Genomic DNA, 20683 nt, shown 5'->3' with positions numbered 1-20683 from the left:
AAGAGCTCTGAGATGTATTTGAAAATCATTTCTCAATCCACACCCCCCCACTTTGCAGTATATTTTACCCGTAGTTGGGTGTGTCGTAGCACGTTGCAGCACCTTCATTCTGGCCAAATCTCCCGCAAATTGTGGCGCGCACCTTGCAGAAAGCCTTTTTCAAACACTCTCTGGGATGTATCAAAAAACATTTTCGCAATCCGCACACCTTACTTTGTGGTATATATTCCTGAATTTGGCTGCCATATTCGCTACGGCAACCTCATCCTCATCCTGGTCAAAGTCCCACAAATTGTGACGTACATCTTGTAGAAAGCTTTTTTAATATGCTCTGGAAATATAGAAAGAACAGGAAAAGCATAAAGCATAATAAATTATTATTACAAAAACAAAAAAACTTCGGGATTATATTATACAATCTCGAAGCTTTTTATTCTGCTTTGAAGGCATATCTATATCTTTATTTTAATTAAAAGAATGCACCAACCTGCTCAAGAAATGCTTCTACATTCTCAATATGTGGAAAATGCTTGGAACATGGAATGGTTGCTGACTCAATTGCTGGATTTACTTTCTGATAAGCTTCTACAATTGCAGCACCATTTGGCTCATCTTCACCTTCTACGATATAAATGCTGTTATCAATTGATTCTACAGCATGGCGAATGTTGATATTCATATATTTAGCACTTTGGCTGGAGTATAGGCATTTTGCATAATAACCACCTTTGTGCGCAGCTTCATAATATGCATCCAGGACATCTTTGTCTACATGGAATGGATTATAATAAAGCTTATCAAGGAAGAAATCATTAATTGTCACGTGAAACAATTATATGGTAGATAAAGGTTCCAAATATAGGCAGTTCGATAAAGAATTTGAATAATTTATCCTTTTTTGTGGTAGTTTGGGCAAGAGAAATCATGCTTACCGGATTAATAAACATGATTTTATTAATGCTTTCTTTATCGTAAGCAGCGGCAGTAGTAACAAATGAACATGAGAAACCACTTGCAATGATGTCGGTTTTCTCTTTAATTACATTTTTTATAAAATCGCAGATGATTTGTACGAAAAGAAAATTTGTATATGTAATTCCAGCTTTTTCCGAACGTCCGCAACCTAATAGATCAAGGGTATATACGGTGTGCTCTTGAGCAAGTTGATCCTCAACACGAGACCATTCGTATCCACTGGCTCCAGGCATTGTATCATGAATAAGAAGAAGAGGAGAGCCTTTTCCCTTCTTGGTATAATAAATTTTTCCGAAACGCCAATTATAATAGTTGTGATTGGAAAAATCAAGCATTTCTTTTAACTGGGAAGAGGCAACAATCACTCTATTGGTGAGATGGATGACACCAGCGGCAATCGTAGTCAACGCGGCCAGAGTCAGAATTTTATGTTTAGTGTCTTTCATTTTATAGAGGACCTCCTTTGGGTTTGTATGTATATTATACGCCAAAGAGGCTGATTTTACAATGTTTTTTGGCATATAAATGGGAATTGACAGAATACTGGGCTGCTGTTCACTCCGTTCACAGTAACACGCTTTCTGTGCAAACTTAATTCTCGGGGGTTCTGTGAATTTTTTTCACAAAAAACACCTCGCGGAGCATCACTGGTGAACAGCAACAATACTGATTGCTACTCATTTCGTGACCAGTAACATGCTTCACGAAAAAAGACATATTATTTGCTTTTGATAACCTGTTTAGATATGGTTGATATTTCGCGGTTTTATTGGCTTTACCAAACCTATAACTTATTTAATGTGTTGGTCGTTATCCCGGACGCGATTTCACAATGTATATTCACCGCCGCGCGTCGCAACGTTCCGGCAAGCTAATGACTAACTGCGACTAAGACGTTCAGGAGAGCCTTCGCGCCTAAGTCTCCGTAAGTCATGGATCTCACCTCCACTAAAACTGCTCCTGAAATGCGCGGCTTGCGAATATACATTGCAAAATCGCTTGATGCTGGAAAGGGAAGAAAGAAACAGTAACGATAACAACGGGAGTGGGGGAAGTAATTGGTATCCCGCAACTTTATTGTTTTTTTGCAAATCTATCGTTGCCAAGAAAGTGTAGGGAAACCAATCACTCCCCCTCCCCTCTTCATTAAAAGTTCTTATCAACCAGCAAGTCTCAGCCAGTACACATTGTCCAAATGCGTCCGCATTGAAAAACTTTTAATCAACTAAATAGCAATAGAAAATAATAATAATTTTTTATATGTTGACTTCCAACAAATACATTCCAAAAAATGTTTAAAATCCCACAGTTAGGGTTATAATTAATAAGAAGATAAAAATAGACAATATTTTTATGAAAAGAAATGCCATTTTCTATGTTTCACGTGACATTATGTGGCGAGATAAATTTAAAAGTGTTATAATAGCAATAGTTATATGATAAGATTGCAGAACTTGTAGGATGGTGATGTGATCTATAAACTTTGGTTATTGTGTGCAATTAAAATTTGCAAAATGTTTCACGTGAAACATTTTTATGTAATAAGAAATTTTGTTAAAATTTTCTATTGCATAAAAAGCCCTACCAGGCAGGAACACACTGCGGCAGAAAGTTAGATGGCGCTCGAGGTGTCCCGCCGTAGGTGGAGAATCCTGCAAGCAGGCTTCTTTTTTACAATTAAACATGTTGCTTTTTATAAAAATGTTGTGTGAACAGTAACCTAAATAATATGAAAGGGAGGGTTGATATTGGGCAGAACGATTGCGGTTGCTAATCAGAAAGGCGGCGTTGGTAAATCTACCACAGCCATTAATCTTTCTGCATGCCTGGCAGAACAGGGAAAAAAAGTTCTGACAATTGACATGGATCCTCAGGGAAACACTACCAGTGGATTAGGTGTTGATAAAAATGAAGTAGAAGATACCTTGTATGAACTTCTGGTAGGACAGTCCGATGTTGAGAAGACGATTGTCAAAGATGTAGTAGAAAATGTAGACTTGATACCATCAAATGTAAATCTGTCTGGCGCAGAGATTGAGCTTGTTAGTATTGATAATAAAGAATACATATTGAAAGAGATTACTGACAAAATAAAGAATAATTATGATTATATTATTATTGATTGTCCCCCATCTCTGAATATGCTTACTATTAATGCACTTACTGCTGCGACATCTGTTTTGGTTCCGATTCAGTGTGAGTACTATGCATTGGAAGGACTATCACAGTTGATACATACTATTGATCTGGTAAAGGACAGACTGAATAATGATCTTGAGATTGAGGGCGTTGTGTTTACTATGTATGATGCCCGTACAAATTTATCGCTGCAGGTAGTAGAGAATGTTAAGGAAAATCTTCAGCAGAATATTTACAAGACCATTATTCCGAGAAATGTCAGACTGGCAGAAGCTCCAAGTTACGGACAGCCGATTACTCTTTATGATCCGAGATCCACAGGAGCAGAAGCTTATCGCCTTCTTGCAGAAGAAGTGATAAACAGGGAGGTTGAGTAATGGCAGTTAAGAAGAAAGGTCTTGGAAGAGGTCTGGATGCTCTTTTCCCGGAGAAGTCAGTGAAGCCAGCTGAAAAAAAAACGGAGCAAAAGCCAGTTGCCACAAATGAAAGCTTACATCAGCAGGAAGAAGGTTCTTTGAATGCTTCAGCAGTGAAGAGTGCTGCAGAAACAAAAGATACAGCACAAGCTGCAGTAGTTGAAGAACCGAAGAAATCTGAAATGCTTGTGAAGATTTCAAAGGTAGAGCCAAACAGAACTCAGCCACGCAAGCAGTTTGATGAGGATGCTTTACTGGAATTATCTGAATCAATTAAGCAGTTTGGCATCTTACAGCCACTTCTGGTTTCGGATAAGGGTGATTACTATGAGATTATTGCAGGCGAGAGAAGATGGAGAGCAGCCAAACTTGCCGGGTTGAAAGAAGTTCCGGTAATCATTAAGGAATTTAATGATCAGCAGGTAGTTGAGATTTCCCTGATTGAAAATATTCAGCGGGAAGACTTAAATCCAATAGAGGAAGCGATGGCCTATAAGCGTCTGATCGACGAATTTAAGCTGAAACAGGATAATATTGCAGAACGCGTTTCTAAGAGCAGAACTGCAGTGACTAATTCCCTTCGCCTTTTGAAATTGGATGAAAGAGTTCAGCAGATGCTGATTGATGAGATGATTTCAGCTGGGCATGCTCGTGCAATTCTTGCGATTACAGACAAGGATAAGCAGGCAAGTGTGGCAATGAAGATTTTTGATGAGAAATTAAGTGTTCGAGAGACTGAAAAACTGGTAAAACATATTGTGGAGCCACCGAAGAAAACTCAGAAAACAGTAAATACAGCTGAAGATGCGATTTACGAGAGTCTTGAAGAGAAAATGAAGGGAATCGTGGGAACTCGGGTTTTTATACACAGAAAGAAAAATAATAAAGGTAAAATTGAAATTGAATATTATTCCAGAGATGAACTGGAAAGAATCATTGAGTTGTTTGAATCAATAAGATAAGGAGAGTGCATGAGCAGTATTTTTGACAGCCTGGGAATCGACCCGGGTATCATTATTATTTTACTGCTGATTCTGACCATCGTTCTGGCGGTGAATGTATTCAGCAGCAAAATGAGGCTTAGCCGTTTGGAACGTAAATACAAAATGTTCATGAAAGGCAGTGACGCACAATCTCTTGAGAAAGTTTTTGTACGAAAATTCGCTCAGATTGACCGCCTTTATGAAGCCAAAGAGGATCATGAGCACGACATCAGCTTTATCAAACATCATTTGGAATCTATGTTCAGCAAATATGGAGTTGAAAAGTATGATGCGTTCGATGATGTAGGCGGAAAACTTAGTTTTGCACTGGCTTTGTTGGATCAGGATAATTCCGGAGTAATTTTGAATGCAGTACACAGCAGAGATAATTGCTTCCTTTATCTGAAAGAAATTGTAAAGGGAGAGTCCTATGTAATGTTGAGCCAGGAAGAACTTGAAGCCCTTAGAAAAGCTGTAAATTTTGGCTTGGAAAATATTGAAAAAGATGAGTAAATTGGTTGCTGCGAACAGTTGGTAAAAAATGAATATAAGTCATAAAAAAATAGCGAAAAATGACAAAATTGTTATAAAAAATAAATGGTAATGACAATATTGTTATAAAATGAAAAACAAAACAGATACTTGCCACAAAAAGAGATATAAAAAAATAAAACAGATACTTGCCATAAAAAGAGATATGAAAAAACAAAACAGATACTTGCTGCAAAAAGAGATATGGAAAAATAAAACAGATATTTGCCATAAAAAATAAAGTATCAGTACAGGAGGAAGACATGTTAGACATCAAATTTGTAAGAGAGAACCCGGAAATCGTAAAGCAGAACATCCGCAATAAATTCCAGGACAGCAAACTGGAGCTGGTTGACAAGGTTCTGGAGTTGGATAAGGAAAACCGCGAGATCAAACAGGAAGTAGAAGCTCTTCGTGCAGAGAGAAATAAAATTTCCAAACAGATTGGTGCTCTTATGGGCCAGGGAAAGAAGGATGAAGCAGAGGAAGTTAAGAAACAGGTTGCAGCTTCCGGTGAGCGTATTGAGGAACTTTCCAAGAGAGAGAAAGAAGTTGAGGAAGAGCTTCTGAAGGATATGATGGTAATCCCGAATATCATTGACCCATCTGTACCGATTGGTAAAGATGACAGCGAGAACGTTGAGATTGAGAAATTTGGTGAGCCTGTTGTTCCGGATTTCGAAGTTCCGTATCATACAGAAATCATGGAAGCTTTTGACGGAATCGACCTTGATAGCGCAAGACGTGTTGCTGGTAATGGTTTCTATTATCTGATGGGTGATATCGCAAGACTTCATTCTGCTGTTATTGCATATGCACGTGATTTCATGATTAACAGAGGATTCACATACTGTGTACCGCCGTTCATGATCAGAAGTAACGTTGTTACAGGTGTTATGAGCTTCGCTGAGATGGATGCCATGATGTACAAGATCGAGGTGAGGATCTGTACCTGATCGGAACCAGTGAGCATTCTATGATTGGTAAATTTATTGACCAGATCATTCCGGAAGAAGAGCTTCCAAAAACTCTTACAAGTTATTCTCCATGCTTCCGTAAAGAGAAAGGTGCTCATGGACTTGAAGAGAGAGGCGTTTACCGTATCCACCAGTTTGAGAAGCAGGAGATGATCGTAGTTTGCAATCCAGAGGACAGCAAGATGTGGTTTGACAAACTGTGGCAGAACACTGTTGATCTGTTTCGTTCCCTAGATATTCCGGTTCGTACACTGGAATGCTGCTCTGGTGACCTGGCAGACCTGAAAGTGAAATCCCTGGATGTTGAAGCATGGTCTCCAAGACAGAAGAAATACTTTGAGGTAGGAAGCTGCTCCAACCTTGGTGATGCACAGGCACGTCGTCTGAAAATCCGTGTAAACGGAAAAGATGGCAAGAAATATCTTGCTCATACTCTTAATAACACAGTTGTTGCTCCGCCAAGAATGCTGATCGCGTTCCTTGAGAACAACCTGAATGCAGATGGAAGCGTAAATATTCCAGTTGCCCTTCAGCCATACATGGGTGGAATGACAAAAATCGAGAAAAAGTCCAAATAATTGGACTTAAAAATGAAATAGCATAAAAATACCAAAAATTGGACTTTGAGCTGAAAATAGTAATAGATTAAAAGTAAATGATCTGAAAATAGTAATAGATCAAAAGTAAAATATCAGATGGTCCGGAGAATATCAGAATATCTGAAAAGTTGTTTGATTTGCAATAAGACTGCTTAACAGGGAGGTGATAATGTGCATAGTTATTTAAGAACTGTTGGCTTTTCAAAGGTAAAGTCACGTAAAGAAATGCAGGAAATCATTCAGGATGTGATAAATACTTACGATGAGAAAATTGCAGTGGAGAATCATCCGGATGGAGTTTTTGTACAATATTCCAAGAATTATGGCTGTGACTGTGGAATAACAGTCTGTGGACAGTATGATGAAGACAATGAGTTTCACGTAGAATATTCATTTCCGTTCTTTCGCGGCACAGGAATCACCTCTCAGGAGAGTGTAGTCGTGGAGAGACACGCAGAAAAAGAGTCTTATGCAGGGGCGTGTGATGACATGCGCCTTGGCGTGACTTTGATCTTTTATCTTCAGAATCCTGCAGAATATATGCTGGAGAAGTATAAGGGGAATGTGCGTGAAGGACAGCCACTGACGATTACAGGACTGGCAAGAGAAGGGAAGATCCTTTTTGCGGTTCAGAAAGATAAAGAAGCTGTAAAAGTAGAGCGAGAGCTGACAAAAAACCGCAATAATCTGATCGCGGCTGCCAGAAATGGTGATGAAGAAGCCATGGAAGACCTTACAATGGAAGATATGGATATGTATTCCATGATTTCTGAGCGTATTGTTACAGATGATGTGTTGACAATTGTGGATACCTGTTTTATGCCTCATGGAATTGAATGTGATCAGTATAGTGTGATGGGCGAAATCGTGGATTTTGTGAATTTTAAGAACATTCTCACTGGTGAGAAACTGTGCCAGATGACTATCGAGTGCAATGATATCCAGTTCGATGTGTGTATAAACTGTGCGGATCTGCTGGGAGAACCAGCTGTGGGACGCAGATTTAAGGGGCTGATTTGGCTGCAGGGGCAGCTGTATTTTTAGACGAACCTTTAGATTTATAGACTAATTTAAGTTATAAAACACAGTCTCAAAGTTAATAAAAAAGCTCCTATAATGCAGAACTATCAAAAAGCAAACGAAACTACAAAGGCGTAGAACACTTCAATGTGTCTGCGCCTTTTTTATGGGACTGGTACTTACAATGGGACTAATGACTGGCCTTGGTGTAACTCAGGTATTGGCAGATGATCAGAAAGTTTACAAGATCGCATGTGACCAGGTATATGCTTCATTTTCTATTCAGCAGGATGATGGAAGTTATAAAGGAATTGATGTAGAACTTCTGGCTGCAATTGCAGAGGAAGAGGGTTTCGAATACGAGTTGACTCCTATGGATTTCTCAGGTATCATTCCAGCACTGATTTCAGCAACAATTGATGGTTCTATTGCAGGAATGAATATCACAGATGAGAGAAAAGAGAGCGTTGATTACTCTGATGGATATTATGAATCCGGTTCTGCACTGGTTGTAAATAAGGAGGATGATTCCATGTACTTCACGATGAGCCAGATGTACTGAGCGTGTTTATTTATGCTTCGGAGAGCTTTCGAATAGACAACATTATGAAAAAACATCACATTTCTGCCAAGGAAGCTAAGAAACTGGTAAGAAAAAGAAAGATCTTACCATAAACAGAGAAACCTTTGGAATCGAAGGCTGTGTGAAAATTCTGGAGGCAATGATCCGTACGAAGACGGACGAGGAGGAGCAATAGGCCATGAGTGAAAAATGGGACGAAAAAGTAATTGAGCTGGCAAAAAGTCTGATAAACTGTCAGAGCTATTCAGGACACGAGGATAAAGCGGCGGAAGCTTTAAAGGCGTATATAAAAGAGACCGGTGTTTTCGATGAGATAGAAACCGACTGCTACGGAAATGTGATCGGTCATATTAAAGGAAAAAATCCTGGCCCGAAAGTCCTGTTTGATGGACATATAGACACAGTTCCGGTTGGAAATCTGAAGGACTGGAAACATGATCCATTTCACGCAGTAGTCGAGGATGGAAAGCTGTATGGCAGAGGAGCTGCTGATATGAAAGGTGCGGTAGCCGCATTTACAGTTGCTGCGCATAGATATGCGGTGGAAAATGGGAAAAATTTTGCCGGAGATGTATATGTGGCCGGTGTTGTGCATGAAGAATGCTTCGAAGGTGTTGCTGCGCGAAAAATAAGTGAGAAAGTAAAACCGGATTATGTGGTAATTGGTGAAGCTTCTGAAATGAATTTGAAGGTAGGCCAGCGTGGCCGTGCGGAAATTGTGGTTGAGACCTTTGGTGTCCCGGCACATTCAGCAAACCCGGAAAAGGGCGTAAATGCAGTATATAAAATGTGTGAGGCCATTCAGGCTATCCGCGCGATCGAACCGCCTGTCCAGAATAAACTTGGAAAAGGAATCCTGGAGCTGACAGACGTAAAATCTTCCCCATATCCAGGAGCCTCCGTTGTTCCAGAATACTGCCGTGCGACCTATGACCGCAGACTTCTGGTAGGTGAAACCAAGGAAAGCGTGATTCAGCCAATTATTGAAAAAATGGAAGAGCTGAAGAAAAAGGATCCGCAGTTTTCCTATAAGGTTTCTTATGCAGTGGGAAAAGAGGAATGCTACACCGGAGAAAAAATCCAGGGAGAACGCTTTTTCCCAGGCTGGCTGTTTGGCGCAGAAGAGGAGTGGGTAGCAAAAATAAAATCCGAACTAGAAAAAGATGGATTTTCTCCAGAGGTAACTACCTACAATTTCTGTACAAATGGAAGTCATTATGCAGGAGAAGCTGGCATCCGTACTATTGGAATGGGACCTGCAAGGGAAAATCTGGCGCATACCATTGATGAATATGCGGAGGTGGAAGATCTGACAAATGTATTCAGATGTTATGTGGGGATTATGAAGGCGTTGTTGGGATGATGTATAGCTTTCGGTAAAGTGAAGAAATAATGTGAAAATGATAGAAAAGGCATTCTTTTTTGAGTATACTATTACTTGGAAGGGAGTGCTTTTTTATGATTATTGATAGGCTTTCGGTGTTTGTGAAATGAAAATTTTGGAAGCAGTTGAAAAAAGATAGCCTACAAAAAGAAGCAGCTAAAAAATGAAAAATAGAAAGAACAACTGGATAAAAATAGTTATCCAACTACTGTCGTTTATCTTAATCCCAGAACTGTTCGTAACAGGATTTACAGCTATTGGAGATATCTTTTCCCAGATCTATGCTGGAAGTATTTCCTGGGAGAGTGTCAGGTATTCGGTGTATGTACTAATCGCGACAGTGCCAGGAAGTGTACTGGTGGGGAGATTTTTTTGCGGATTTTTCTGCAGCTTTGGAGCTGTGCAGGATTTCTTGTGGTTTGCAGCGCGGAAGCTGGGAAAAGGCAGCTGGAGGCGGAACAGAAATCCAGAAATATACAAGAAAGCTGACAGAGTTCTGAAACTGGCAAAATATGGAGTACTTGTTTATTTTGTAATATTTATATGGAGTGGTGTTTTGACCTGGAAAAAGCAAGGTCCGTGGGAAATATTTGGCCAGTATATTGTGCCTGGACATTGGCCGGGAGTGAAGCCTTTGTGCTCGGTGGGGGGAATTTTACTCTTGGTGATTTTGACAGGATCAGTGTTGGTAAAGAGATTCTTTTGCAGATATTTCTGTCCAATGGGAGCGGTGTATGCACTGATTTCCAGAGGTGCATTTTTGAAAATCGAAAAGCTCGGACGAGAATGCAGTGCCTGTTCTTTGTGTACTGCGAAATGCAGCATGGGAATTGATTTTACGAAAAAGGAACAAGTTACAGGTGGAGAGTGCATTGCGTGCCAGCAGTGCATTAGCTGGTGCCCGAAAGGAAATGTGCATTTTGGAATTAAATATGGAATGGTGATCGGAGTATTGCTCACGTGTGTGATGATTGGGGCTTCCCAGCTCCTTACGGCGAGAAGCTATACGAAGGATAGAAATATAGCAGGCGGTGTTGTTGAAGGTTTCAGATATAAAGACGGTACTTATACTGGAACAGGTGAGGGCTATCGTGGAGCGATACGTGTCACTGTAAGTGTGGCGGACGGAAAAATAACCAGTCTTACACTGGACAGTTATGAGGATGACAAGTCATATATGGAAAAAGCGAAAGCTGAAATCTTTTCTGCAATAATCGGACAGCAGAATACGAATGCAGATACCGTATCCGGTGCTACATATAGTAGTAAGGGGCTGATTCAGGCTGTACAGAATGCTTTGAAGGAGGCAGGAACTTCAGAGACTGCGGAGAATGGTTCTGATGATAAAGCTGCGGACAAGGCTGAATTTATTTCTGCAGGCCGCTTCCGGAACCTTGTCGATGGCGTATATACAGGATCTGCCGATGCTTTTCGTGGTGATGTAGAAGTTCAGGTTACTGTGGAAAATCAGCAGGTAACGGATATTTCCATCTTCTCATACTGTGACACAGAAGAATATTTTTTTAAAGCTGCGCCAGTTGTAATTGAAGAGATGAAAGAGGAACAAAGTCTGAACATTGATGCTGTCAGCGGAGCCACATACAGCAGCAACGGAATTATTCATGCTGTGGCAAATGCATTGGAGATTCCCGAAGATCAATATGCCGAACGTCCTGGCCGGAATCTGGCTGCCAAGAAGAAAAGCCATGGACATATTGTAAAACATGTAATAGAAAACCAGGAAGAGTATGAAAAGAAGGTTAAGGAGTATGAAAAATAGATAACAGAAATCAGAAACGGAGGATGCAGACTGGGAATCGTGAAGAATAGACATTGACAGCCCTTATACATCAGGCATATAATATATCAGATATACACAAAAAATATATGCAAAAATGTAAAATATCTGGTAACTATTCAATATCTGCGCTGCAAGCGTTACAATTTAGAGTATAAGTACTGGGGAAAAAATGAGACGAACGAAAGCATATCGGTTGATTTTTGTGGGAGTGGCATCTGTTCTGCTGGGAGGCTGCTCGGGGAGTTCGAAGGCAAACATGGAGGAGGCAGCAGAGCAGCCCGCTGTGGTGGACTATACCTGTATTTCTAATCCGGAAAGCGATAAGCAAATATATGTTATTCTGAAAAATTATCATGGTGCTTACTGGGAGAAGGTAATAGATGGTATAACAGAAGCTGCAAAAAAACTGGATGAAGCGGTTTATCTTGGCGGAATTGATAACGAAACTGACATTTCCGGCCAGATTGACCTGATGAACCAGGCTATGGAGCAAGGCGCTGACGGAATCCTGCTGGCTCCGGCAGATTCCAATTCACTGGCAGACGGCTGTCAGAAGGTACGGGAAAAGGATATTCCGGTAGTACTTATTGATTCTTCTATTAACAGCAGCGAATTTGACGCCTGTTACATGACAGATAATATAGATGCCGGAGAAATGGCAGCGAAAGAAATGCTGGAGCTGCTGTATGATGCAGGGAATTCACCGACAGACCCACTGGAAGTGGGAATCCAGTTGTCATCGGATAGTTCACAGGCAATGGTAAATCGTGTTTCCGGATTCTGAATTTCTGGGCGGGCAATGCACCGGAGCAGTGGGAAATCATTCAGGATATAAGAGTTAATGGCGGTGATACGAAAAAGGCACAATCGGATGCTTCTGCATTATTGAGAGAAAATGCAGATATAAAGGGCTTTTTCGGTTGTAACAACACATCTACTGTTGGCATTGTAAATACTCTTTTGAAGGAAGAAAGAACAGATGTGGTGCTGGTTGGTTTTGACCTGGCGGACGAAACGAAACAGATGCTTCAGAATCCGGAGTATCATGCAGTGACTGTGCTGCAGAAACAGGATCAGATGGGATATCTGGGAATGCTTTCCCTGAATTCTCTTATAAAGGGAGAAAAATCAGAGCAGAAGTATTTTGATACCGGAGTTATTATGGTTGATTCTGATTACCTTATGGAGAATGCTGTCTCATGAAAGATCGAAGAAAAAATAAAACAAAAAGAAAAGTCCTGCTGGCTTTGTATCTGGCAGTTTGCCTTGTCATTATCGTGGCGGCATACTTTCACCTGAGCAGAATTGCGCGGAATTTCAATACAGAGCATCTGGAGCTGATCACAGGCCTGTACGCGGAAAAGATGAATGATTCTATGGAATATCTTCAGAACTATGTACAGGAAGATATAAAGATGATCCGGTCTATGGAAAATGCCCAACCGGAGGAAATCCTGGAACAGCTGGAGAAAAATCTTGACAAGACTGTTTTCGGTGATATTGGTTTTATTATGAATGATGGCGAAATTTATGGCAGCAGCAGCTGCGCTGTTTCCGATATCAAAAAGAAGAAGCTGGATGAGGCGGCGTTGGCTTCAGATACTTCTTTTAACTCGGATCCTTACCAGTCCAGCAGAACTGGAAATATGACCATGACTGTTTTTGTGCCAGTAGGGGATCCTTCACTGGTTCATACACTTTATGTGTCGATTATGATCGAAAATCTCAGACAGCTGGGTGAGTATGAGCTTCTTCAGGGCAAGATCAGCATTCATCTGTTAAAGGCCGATTCAGAAAATTTTATTACCTGTGTTAGTGACAATTCCGGCCCGTCTGGCAGTTGGAACAATCTTTTGCTTCAGCAGAAGTATTTCCAGTATGATGCAGGTTATTCCTACAACCAGTGGATAAAGGACATGCGTTCCGGAAAGAAGGATGGGAGATTTTCCGCTATTATCAGAGGAGAGGAATCTACAATTTCCTATAGAAGTATTTCTGTTATGCCAGGCTGGTATGTGATCGTTGAACTGACAAATAAGAATATTTCTGATATTACCCAGCAGTTTTCCGCCTGGGGCGGAGTATATGGAAGTATTCTGGTAGGATTCACGATACTGTACATGCTGACCCTTGTGCTGTTGGAGAAAAAAGATAAGAAAATGTACATGGGATTGTCTACTACAGATCCTCTTACCGGAATTCTGAACCGCAGAGCTTTTCAGATTACCGTGGAAGAAGAATTGCGTAAAAAAACGCCAGGTATCTTCATCTTTATTGATGTAGATAATTTTAAAATTTATAATGATACTTACGGTCATAACAATGGAGACTTCTGCCTGAAGCATTTTGCGAAAACTATGAAAAGCTGTTTCCCGGAGGATAGCATAATCGGCCGGTATGGCGGTGATGAATTTGTGGTTTACCTGAAGAATCTTACAGGGGAAATGGCGCGGACTTATATGGAAACGTTTCAGAGGATGATTTCCCAGCTTACACTGCCTACAGGAGAGGTTGTAGAGCTTTCAGCCAGCGCAGGCGGAGCTGCATTCCCGGAACAGGGAGAAGACGTTATGTCTCTTTGTAAAAGCGCAGATATGGCTTTGTATAAGGTGAAACAGAATGGGAAAGCTGATTTTAAAATGAAAGGAATGTAAATGAAAGGATCCCGGCAAGGTCGAGGCTTGTTAGCCTTCTACCTTGCGAGGGATCCTTTTTACCTGATAAATGTGTCCTGCGGAAATATCTAATTTACGTTTGCCGGATCAAGCTCTGTAATGGTTGGTGCCGTCCAGGTGTCCAGTGCATCCATATCAGGTGTATAGATACGCATATACAGGTGGAAGCCACCGTCACCCACAGGAAGCCAGTTTGTGGTATCCTCCGGTGCATCTTTAGACAGAATAACATCAACAGAGCCATCTTCATTCGCTTTCAAACCGGAACGGTCATTTATGCAGTAACGATCAATAGGATTATCGATCAGGAAATCATCATCCCCATATGCAGTCACAGACCAGAAGCCTCCTTCAAGAACCTGCGGATAGCTTTCGAAATGAAGGGTATATGACTTCTCTCCTGTCAGAAGATTTCCATCCGCATCCTGTTCTGTCTTGGCATACAATGCAACCTCAACGGTATTGGCACCAAGCCCTGCAAGTGCTACCAGTGCACGATAAGCATATTCTGTGTTACAATCTCCGATTGGTGCACCAAAATAACTCCACTGGCCAAGCTTCTTTGAGAATTTCATTCCCTCTTTAACAAGCTTTGGCCGAATTTCTGTCAGCATTGTTTTCCAGCTTTTGGCAACATCACCGGTAAGAACAGAAGCATCAAATTCCATACCAGGTCCTACATTCACAGCAGCTATTTTTTCAAGCATTTCCTTATCTGCAGCTGCCGGAGAATTCTTTACCATTAATTCATTAGCCTTATTAAAAAATGTAACCGGATCCATGGAAAGAACCTTATCAACAGGAACATAATTATTCTCTTCGCTATAGCTGCCCTTTGGAGGCTCATAAGTATCTCCAGATATATAATTGGAAAGTGGCATTAGTTTCATTTTTTCCTGAATGGCACGCACATTTGGCAAATCCTCTTCTCCTGATAAAATGGTTCTGGTGATAGACCATGCCATGGATGTGGGAACATCTATACGGGTAACGCCCTTAGGCAGTTCTCCCTCCCATGTAGAAAGAGTAATTGCATATGCACCTGCCTGATCAAGAACTGCGGCAGTGTTTGTCCAGGCATCCAGCACCTGAACCTTACAAAAACGATCTGTTTCCGGAAGCTCATAGACCATTGGTTCCTCGCTCAGATCATACCATACCTGTGAATAGATCGTATCCACATTAGGAGTTACCACATTCCTGAATTGTGCATTTGCCTGTGCAACACTGTGTATAAACTGATTTACAGGTGCTTTCCCGGTAACAGGCTCCTCTGTGTTCGTTGCCGAAATCTCAGTCGCATCCATAAGCACCAGTGGAAATGCATAAACATAAGCATCTTCCACAGTCTCCCATATATTTTCATCTGTCTCACTGTCAGCAGCTGCTGCAAATACCTGCACATTGCTGGAATAGCCTGACAGCACCAATGCTGCACTGGCTATAAGAGCTGCAAATCTTTTCATATCCATATCCTCCTGTAAGTATTTATGATTTTGTCAAGCGGATATTCCAGATCCGCTTTGCTACTTGCTCATAACCGAATAATTGCTTCGCAGTTTATCTGAAGGAGCTTGCACTTCTCCTGATACAAGCAAGTTCCCACCCACTGCTTATTGCTTTTTGCAATCGCCCCAGGGGACTTACTTGATTCGGTTAAACACTCTCTAAACATATAGGAAACCGACACGCCTGCAACAACAGGTATGTCACGCTTCCAGCACCAAATTTTATGGCTCGATAATATTAAAATATTTATACTCTGAGGTAACCGTAACTGCATCCATCAATCGTGTCAGGCAGGTCTCATCACCCTCCTGCTGGATCAAAGCTGCAATATTTTCCGTGTTTTTCTGAATAATAGACAGCAGTCCGGCACGTTTGGTAGTCCATGTCACATCCGCATCCGCATCCTGTGTATCTTTCTGATAAAGAAGTACACCATTTTTCACGCGGAGTACATAATTACCTTCCGGCAATATAAGATTTGCTGTAAAGGTCAGATCCGGAACCTTCGTTGTATCTACAAGAATTCCCAGATAATCCAAAATCATTTCAGGTGTCATATGTAAAATAACATCACCGTTACCATTGCCTCGCGTTGCATCATCGGTATTTGTACCATTTCGCAGCTCCTGTGCCGCACAAAGGTAAGCACTGCGCCATGGACCGGATTCTGCCTGATACCCCAATTGCTCTAATGCATCTGCACAAAGATAACGTGCATCCATATTTTCCGGATCAGCAAAAACCAGCGCATTGGTGATCTGGGCAACCCACTGATATTCTCCCTTTGCAAAATCTTCTTTTGCTTTTTCAAGAACCGCATCTGTGTCACCGAAATATTCTACCAGCTTTTGTGCATAATCCGATGGTGTAAGTTCAGCAAGATGGACAGGATTACCGTCATACCATCCCATGTATTTCTCATATACTGCCTTCGAATTATGAGAAACTGTGCCATAATACTGACGGGTATACCAGACTTTTTCCAACTCCTTGGGAAGCTGGATCATATTAGCAATCTCTGTCTCCGTATAACCTTCATTAATGTAAAGCAATGTCTGGTCGTTAATAAACTTATACACAGCTGCAGTATTGGTCATATATTCCTGAATAATATCCTTTCCCCAATGTGGCCAGTTATGAGACTGGAATACTACATCTGCCTGATCACCATAAAGTGCCAGAGATTCCATAATGTACTCTGCCCATGCGTTTCCGTCACGTACCTGGGCTCCGCGGAGTGTATACAGGTTGTGGAGTGTTCCTGTACAGTTTTCAGCCATCCACAAAGCATTTTTCGATCCAATCCAGAAGTTCATCTCCGCCGGTGCTTCGGTACCCGGAGTAAGCTGAAATTCAATTTCCACTCCATCAATAGTATGCTTCTCACCGGTTTCTGTGATTTCAAGTGTAGGAGAAATATAACTTGTACTGCCCCTGGACTGCCCCATGCCAATACCAATGGCAAGAGCTCCTGTTTCACTGGCCTCAAGCATGGTTCCATACTGATAGCTTGCTCTGCGTCCCATGGCAGTACCTGCATAAATATTCTCGCTGACAGCATGCTTCTCAAAGCCCTCCGGTGCAATTACCTGCACATCACCGGATTGTACATCTTCTTCTGAAATAATTCCCCTGACTCCACCGAAATGATCAACATGGGAATGGCTGTAAATCACTGCCTTTACAGGAAAAGTGCCCAGATTCTCTTCTACCAGGGAAAAAGCCGCTGCCGCACATTCCATGCTCATCAGTGGATCTACTACAATCCATCCCGTATCACCTTTTATGAAGGTGATATTTGACATATCATAGCCACGCACCTGATAGATTCCATCGGTTACTTCAAAAAGACCATAAATATGATTCAGCTGTGTATCTCTCCAAAGACTTGGATTCGCTGTATCCGGAGTATCCTGATCCAGAAAAGCATACGCTGTCTGACTCCATACAAGCTTCCCGTTCTCATCATAAATATCCAGAGTATCCGGAGACGCAATCAGACCTTTTGTAGCATTTTCAAACTCCTCAGTATCCTCGAAATCCAACAATGCATAAACTTCCTGATTTGCATCAATGGTATACTGGGTGGCTGGTTTGCTTTCCGCTGTTAATTCTGATGCGGCAATCGCGCTGGAACTACCGCAGACAGTCATAGTAAGTGCTAATGCAGCGGTAGTCAAAGTAACTGCTTTTTTTCTTTTCATGATATGTTTCCCCCCTTGTTCTGCAAAAAATTCAGATATTTTCTGCTGTGAATCTTAATTGATTGCAAAAAATAATATCTAATAAAAATATAGCATGAATATATCAGGGGAACAATCGAATTATAGCGAAATAACATTTCTATTGCGGTAAATCAACATGATAAGCGGTAAAACGACATTTGTTATTTGGAGGAATTATTTTTCATGGAAACTTCAACCAATCTGACCAGATGATTTTCTTCACTTATAGATTTCATTTTGTCTGCATTAAACAAAATGCATCCACAGTGTCCCGGAAATGTAGGAAAACATATAATTTTCAGATTCGTATCTATTTCAGGACTATAATCCATGATTTCCAGCGTTTCACCATACAAGGTGGCACGTTCATAAACATGAAGCCATTTTGCGTCCATATTGGAAAAAAGACTGGAAAAAGAACTTCCGATCATCTTGTCTAAGGGCTGCTTTTCCAGGGCAGCCAGCGCTTCGTTCCCATAGCGGAAGATCCAGTCCACTGCCTTTTTTTCTTCATTGAATACCATTTCTATATCTGTGAATGCAAAAGGGAGAGCATCACATATTTTATAATATTTGCGATACTCTTCTGCTGTCAGCGGCAGCTTTTTTTTACTGATTTTTGCAATTATAAGCTCCTGATTTTTCTGCAGTTCTTCTCTGAGCACCTTTTTTTTGCGTTTTGTATAGCAAATCTTCTCACCATTAGACAGCAAAATCCTGTCTCCAATATCACTGATTGCAGACACAGCTACCATACAGCCGCGTTTTACCTCCATAAATTCTTCATTCAACTGTTTCTTTAATTCTTTCAGTGTCATTCGGCAACAATAAACGTTTCCATCAAACATGTGAATCCTGCAATAATCATCGGACATGATCACATAGAGAATATCTGAACATCGGATCGCAATCTTCGTGCGATTGAAGGTTACTGTAATAAATTCCTGCTGCATGGCTGAGGTCTCCTTCTGGTAATTAAAAATCTATTTGAAAAATATAACTTTTACTATTCTAGCACTGTGCCAAAGCTCTTACAAGTATACAGATGCCAACCGTATAGTGCATCAATTTATGTTTCAAAAGTGGTAACTGCTTCGTGATGCACATCTTGTAAAAAGCTTTTTGCAATATGCCCTGGCGAACAGTAACCATTGTAAGGAAGGCACAGAAGAAAAGTCTTGTAATTTGTGTGTAATTATAGTACAATTGAAGCTACAGATTTGTCCTGTCAGTTTAATGGATAGAACAAGTGCCTCCTAAGAGAAAGCCGAGGCATTCCCCAAAGGGAAAAAATGAAAAACAACTTTCAGTTCGAATCTATTCTGAAAAATGCCAAAGGTGACAACAAAGCATTCACCAAATTGGGGAACGTTCTAATGTTACCAACTCAAAAAAATCTGTAGATTGACAACTCAAAAAAGAGTTGATAATCTTATATATGGCCGAAGGGAAAAATCCCAGAAACCCAGTAAAATCAAGGGTTTGCGGCATGTGTCGTCATAGCTCAGCTGGATAGAGCACTCGCCTCCTAAGCGAGGGGTCGGAGGTTCAAATCCTCTTGGCGACGGGCTTCAAAGCGTTCGAAAATGTTAGCTGGATTAGCTGACAACGAACGCTTTTGTTATTTTCAAATCACGTTCGTGACACGAAATTCCATTCAAAATGATCAATTTCCAGCTAACGCAATCCGATTTTTGTTAGCTGACAGCTAATCAAAATTGCCGGTTTGCAAACATGGGTTTTAGGAAGTCCAGCTAACATTTGGGTTCCGCTCCGTTGTCACCCCTTATTCGGGGATGTAAATCAGAGAAAAGGCGGGAAAAGAAACAATCTCTCCCAAACCTGCAAACATAAATTAGCTGAAACAGTATTCAATTCTATTAGCTACAGCTAATGGTCAAACAGCAATGTCTGTTTGGAACTTTACTATCTATAAAAGTTCCAGGCAGGCATTTTTTAGTTCCTGAATCCTGGAGGAAAGGAGTCAAGATGACTGAGCCAAACAGACAATCAGGAGAAAAAGAAGAAAGAATCATAGAAATTGAGATTGAGCGTCTTCGTCCTTTTAAGGAACATCCCTTTCAAGTAAAAGATGATAAGGAAATGTTTCTTCTGCAGGAAAGCATTGAGAAGTATGGCATTTTAAATCCGCTGATCGTCAGACCAGTACCGGATGGCTACTATGAGATCATATCCGGCCACAGAAGAAAACATGCTGCGGAGAAACTGGGATACCGTAAAGTACCGGTGATTATCCGGGTATTAAGTGAAGATGATTCCATTTTAAGTATGGTGGATTCTAATCTTCACAGAGAACGGATCAGCTACAGCGAAAAAGCTTTTGCTTACAAACTGAAGAATGACGTACTAAAAAGAAAAAGTGGTCGAAAAAAGAGCCAAGTTGACCACAAAACACCAAGAAAACGATCGATAGATATTATCAGTGAGGATTGTGGTGATAGCCCAAAACAAGTGCAGCGTTATATATCACTGACAAAGCTTATACCGGAAATGTTGCAGAAACTGGATGATGAGATTATTTCTTTTTGTCCGGCAGTAGAGATTGCTGCATTGAAAGAAAATGAACAAAGAGAACTGCTTAAAGCAATGGATTATGCACAGGCGATTCCGTCACTCTCACAGGCTCAGCGGATAAAGCAGCTGAGTAAAGAAAAACAGTTATCGTTAGAAAAGATGGAAGAAATCATGAGTGAAGTTAAAAAAGGTGAGATCACCAGAGTAGCATTTACCAATGAGCAACTACACAAGTATTTTCCAAATTCTTATACACCGGCAATGATGAAACGGGAAATACTGGCACTGCTAAAATTATGGAAAAAAGAATCATGGGAAAGTTAAAGGAGGA

At 40.9% G+C, this 20683-nt stretch carries 16 protein-coding genes, 1 tRNA gene and 1 pseudogene; 13 read left to right on the top strand and 5 right to left on the bottom strand.

The window, feature by feature from the left end; all coding sequences use genetic code 11:
• Positions 1 to 469: 469 nt before the first annotated feature.
• Positions 470 to 823 (bottom strand): hypothetical protein, encoded by a 354-nt coding sequence (locus DW904_RS25555; protein WP_347562131.1) that lies wholly within the window; start codon positions 821 to 823, stop codon positions 470 to 472.
• Complete coding sequence (locus DW904_RS25550; protein WP_347562130.1) at positions 813 to 1421, bottom strand: alpha/beta fold hydrolase; 609 nt, start codon at positions 1419 to 1421, stop codon at positions 813 to 815. The genes DW904_RS25555 and DW904_RS25550 overlap by 11 nt, the downstream gene beginning before the upstream one ends.
• 1302 nt (positions 1422 to 2723) lie before the next feature.
• On the opposite strand from DW904_RS25550, the gene DW904_RS11810 reads away from it, so the two are divergent.
• The 11 genes and pseudogenes from DW904_RS11810 to DW904_RS11755 all read left to right on the top strand — a co-directional run bounded on the left by DW904_RS11810 (position 2724) and on the right by DW904_RS11755 (position 14062).
• Entirely contained in the window at positions 2724 to 3491 is a 768-nt protein-coding gene (locus tag DW904_RS11810; RefSeq protein ID WP_118580787.1) for an AAA family ATPase, read from the top strand.
• Positions 3491 to 4492: a ParB/RepB/Spo0J family partition protein gene (locus DW904_RS11805; RefSeq protein ID WP_118580784.1), complete on the top strand. Its 1002-nt coding sequence runs from the start codon at positions 3491 to 3493 to the stop codon at positions 4490 to 4492. Before DW904_RS11810 ends, DW904_RS11805 begins: the two co-directional genes overlap by 1 nt.
• A gap of 9 nt (positions 4493 to 4501) precedes the next feature.
• Positions 4502 to 5026: a DUF4446 family protein gene (locus tag DW904_RS11800; RefSeq protein WP_118580781.1), complete on the top strand. Its 525-nt coding sequence runs from the start codon at positions 4502 to 4504 to the stop codon at positions 5024 to 5026.
• 281 nt (positions 5027 to 5307) lie between these two features.
• Positions 5308 to 6599, top strand: a pseudogene (gene serS / locus DW904_RS11795) (serine--tRNA ligase).
• A gap of 192 nt (positions 6600 to 6791) precedes the next feature.
• Positions 6792 to 7664 (top strand): DUF3881 family protein, encoded by an 873-nt coding sequence (locus DW904_RS11790; RefSeq protein WP_118580778.1) that lies wholly within the window; start codon positions 6792 to 6794, stop codon positions 7662 to 7664.
• 142 nt (positions 7665 to 7806) lie between these two features.
• On the top strand, positions 7807 to 8202 hold the full coding sequence (locus DW904_RS11785) for a transporter substrate-binding domain-containing protein (protein WP_118580775.1): 396 nt from the start codon (positions 7807 to 7809) through the stop codon (positions 8200 to 8202).
• Between the two features lie 199 nt (positions 8203 to 8401).
• Entirely contained in the window at positions 8402 to 9586 is a 1185-nt protein-coding gene (locus DW904_RS11775) for a YgeY family selenium metabolism-linked hydrolase (protein WP_118580769.1), read from the top strand.
• 184 nt (positions 9587 to 9770) lie between these two features.
• Positions 9771 to 11387, top strand: coding sequence for an FMN-binding protein (locus DW904_RS11770; protein ID WP_118580766.1), 1617 nt, complete (start codon positions 9771 to 9773; stop codon positions 11385 to 11387).
• Between the two features lie 190 nt (positions 11388 to 11577).
• Positions 11578 to 12192, top strand: coding sequence for a substrate-binding domain-containing protein (locus DW904_RS24560; protein ID WP_118580763.1), 615 nt, complete (start codon positions 11578 to 11580; stop codon positions 12190 to 12192).
• Positions 12186 to 12611 carry a substrate-binding domain-containing protein gene (locus tag DW904_RS24555; RefSeq protein ID WP_118580760.1) on the top strand — a complete coding sequence of 142 codons (426 nt, stop codon included), beginning with the start codon at positions 12186 to 12188 and terminating at the stop codon, positions 12609 to 12611. The genes DW904_RS24560 and DW904_RS24555 overlap by 7 nt, the downstream gene beginning before the upstream one ends.
• Positions 12608 to 14062 carry a GGDEF domain-containing protein gene (locus tag DW904_RS11755; protein ID WP_118580757.1) on the top strand — a complete coding sequence of 485 codons (1455 nt, stop codon included), beginning with the start codon at positions 12608 to 12610 and terminating at the stop codon, positions 14060 to 14062. Before DW904_RS24555 ends, DW904_RS11755 begins: the two co-directional genes overlap by 4 nt.
• 89 nt (positions 14063 to 14151) lie before the next feature.
• Here DW904_RS11755 and DW904_RS11750 read toward each other — a convergent pair whose 3' ends face one another.
• From DW904_RS11750 to DW904_RS11740, 3 genes are all read right to left on the bottom strand, one after another.
• Complete coding sequence (locus DW904_RS11750; RefSeq protein WP_207664911.1) at positions 14152 to 15549, bottom strand: DUF1254 domain-containing protein; 1398 nt, start codon at positions 15547 to 15549, stop codon at positions 14152 to 14154.
• Between the two features lie 264 nt (positions 15550 to 15813).
• Positions 15814 to 17796, bottom strand: coding sequence for an alkyl sulfatase dimerization domain-containing protein (locus tag DW904_RS11745; protein ID WP_118580754.1), 1983 nt, complete (start codon positions 17794 to 17796; stop codon positions 15814 to 15816).
• A 182-nt stretch (positions 17797 to 17978) separates the two neighbouring features.
• Entirely contained in the window at positions 17979 to 18770 is a 792-nt protein-coding gene (locus DW904_RS11740) for a LytTR family DNA-binding domain-containing protein (RefSeq protein ID WP_118580751.1), read from the bottom strand.
• 540 nt (positions 18771 to 19310) lie between these two features.
• Here DW904_RS11740 and DW904_RS11735 point away from each other — a divergent pair.
• Both DW904_RS11735 and DW904_RS11725 read left to right on the top strand, forming a co-directional pair.
• A tRNA-Arg gene (locus DW904_RS11735) sits at positions 19311 to 19384 on the top strand.
• Positions 19385 to 19806: 422 nt separating this feature from the next.
• Positions 19807 to 20676 carry a ParB/RepB/Spo0J family partition protein gene (locus DW904_RS11725; protein WP_330389462.1) on the top strand — a complete coding sequence of 290 codons (870 nt, stop codon included), beginning with the start codon at positions 19807 to 19809 and terminating at the stop codon, positions 20674 to 20676.
• Positions 20677 to 20683 lie beyond the last annotated feature (7 nt).

This window comes from Ruminococcus sp. AM42-11, assembly GCF_003480145.1.
Taxonomy (GTDB): Bacteria; Bacillota; Clostridia; order Lachnospirales; family Lachnospiraceae; genus Blautia_A; species Blautia_A faecis.
This window is presented reverse-complemented; position numbering and strand designations above follow the sequence as displayed.